At 49.3% G+C, this 2,460-nt stretch carries 1 protein-coding gene; it reads right to left on the reverse strand.

What is annotated here, in order from left to right:
- The coding region (locus NZ772_17280; protein MCS6815310.1) for a DNA-directed RNA polymerase subunit beta'' at nucleotides 1–2,450 on the reverse strand (2,450 nt) is incomplete at its 3' end.
- Between the last annotated feature and the right edge of the window lie 10 nt (nucleotides 2,451–2,460).

Below are 2,460 nucleotides of genomic sequence, written 5' to 3' on the forward strand. Positions count from 1 at the left end.
GCATATTCAATAACGGGCCGCAACAACACGGCTGAGCCTTCAGGAGTTTCTATATACTCAACATAGGTGAGGGTTTCTGCGGACAACCCAGGAATGATTTCCTGCCCCGGATTAAACAATGTGGGTTCTGTGAATGTAATCTCGTTGGGATTGTCAATTAGCCGCAGATCACCAGGCTTAATCAGAATCTCCCGCAGAATATCATTCTTCTGCACAACTTCAATCACACCGTTGTTTTGGCAGAAAATATCCTTGACAACTTCGGTGCCTGCTTCGACGTATTGGCCATCCTCTACTAAGAGCAAGGAAATGTCCTTGTTAACTTCATGGGCTTCCTCAGGAATCCATAGTAGGGTGCCACCCTTGACGACTTCATAGCCTTGCTTAGCTCGACCGCGCTTAGCCACTTCGATGCCAGCAAACTTGAGGATGCCACCCGTTTGGGTGTGGTAACGATTGTCAATTAACTCAGCCACAACCTGACCATTAGTGACCTTACTGCCAGGAGGGGCAATTAGAGAAAACAGTTGATTGTTTGCCGTTTCGATTACATAGTGATCTCGGTTCTGATAGCTTTCGATGCGGACTGTCGCCTGGTCTAGGATCACAGAAGCTGTAATGATCTCTACTTCTCGACCACCCTTGCCGTCATATTCCTGCGGTAGCCGAACAACACCGCCATGTTCCGTTGTCAAGGAAGTTTCTGCTAAAACACTGCCTGCTTCTGTAATGTCACCATTCTTAACGACTGGGCGTGCGCCCGGCGGCAGGTTATATACCTCACCGGATAGGATCCAAATCAAACCACCACGCTGAGCAATTCGGGTTGTATTGCCTTGACGATCCTTTTTCTCTTCAGGGGCAATATCAGCAAAGCGCACTTCTCCAGCTAAGTCTGTAACCACATCTTTGGTTGCTTTTTCTGTAGTTTTGCGAGTGCGGCCTGCGATCGGAACTTCAGCAATCATGCCATCTTTCTCAAGCAGCTCACCATCTTGAGCAAAGAGAATAGAGCCTTGACTGAGTGAAAAGACTTCTTCATTACCGTCGCCTTGCAGCACGACTTCAGCATTGGTTTCCAGAATTTGAGCTTCATCTCCGTGCCTGGTTCGGAATGGACGTGAGCGCACTTCGCGATAACGCAACACTCCCGCAAATGGAGCACGCACCTGACGGGCAATTTCTCCAGTAAATACACCCCCTGTGTGGAATGTGCGCATGGTGAGCTGTGTTCCTGGTTCGCCGATCGACTGAGCAGCGATAATACCCACTGCTTCACCTAAATCAACTAGGTGTGCATGGGCAAGGCTCCACCCATAGCACAGTTGACAGACAGAGCGGTTTGCTTCGCAGGTTAGGGGAGAACGTACAAACACCTCGTCAATGCCAGCCTTGACGATGGCCTTAGCCATATCTTCTGATATGTCTTGATTGCGGACAGATGCGATCGCAGCTAAGGTTTGCCCTGCTGTAACTTCAGCCCCATCATCAACCAAAATCACATACCCTTTGGGCACCTTTAATGACTGACGATCGTCGCCCGTAGTTAGCACCAAGTCCACATCTCGCTCCATTCGTAGCCAGTTTCGAGCACCATGATGGCCACTGACCTGAGACTGTAACTCAGGCGAATAGGTAATAGTGCCATTGATTGGAGCTTTAACCTGTTCGTTTGGGTGCAATATTGGCTGATTAGTTTCGGGATGAAGAACTGGTCGTGCTAACACCCGACCCAGGAGGCGATCCTTTAGACTAATCAAGACCCGATCGCCATCAGTCATGCTTCGGAGAGGAATGCCACGGTGAGTACCGCAATCAACCTCCCGCACGATCATATCTTGGGAAACATCCACTAAGCGACGAGTCAGGTAGCCAGAGTCTGCTGTCCGCAATGCAGTGTCTACTAGACCTTTGCGGGCACCGTAGGAGGAAATAATATACTCTGTCACGGTTAGGCCTTCGCGGAAGTTCGTCTTGATGGGCAAATCAATGATTTCACCTTGGGGATTAGCCATCAAGCCCCGCATACCTACCAACTGGCGCACCTGGGAAATATTACCCCGTGCCCCAGAAAATGCCATCATGTAAACAGAGTTCAGTGGGTTATTTTCACGGAAGTTACGAACCACTTCATCCTTCAGGTTATCGTTGGTAACATTCCAAGTGTCAATTACCTTCTGGAAGCGCTCTACTTCTGTGATTTCACCGCGCATGTAGCGGTCTTCAGCCTGACGAATTTCTTCTTCAGCCGCTTCTAGCATTTTGCGCTTGCTAGGGGGAACCTGTAGGTCATCTACGCTAATAGAAACACCAGCTCGCGTTGCGTATTGAAATCCCAGATCCTTGAGACGGTCTGCCATTTCAGCCGTCCGGGCTGTGCCGTAGTTGGTAAATGCCCACGCAATCAGACTCTTGAGTTGGCCTTTATCAATTACTCGATTACGAAAAATCTGCCGCTTT

This window comes from Cyanobacteriota bacterium (assembly GCA_025054735.1).
Lineage (GTDB): Bacteria > Cyanobacteriota > Cyanobacteriia > SKYG9 > SKYG9 > SKYG9.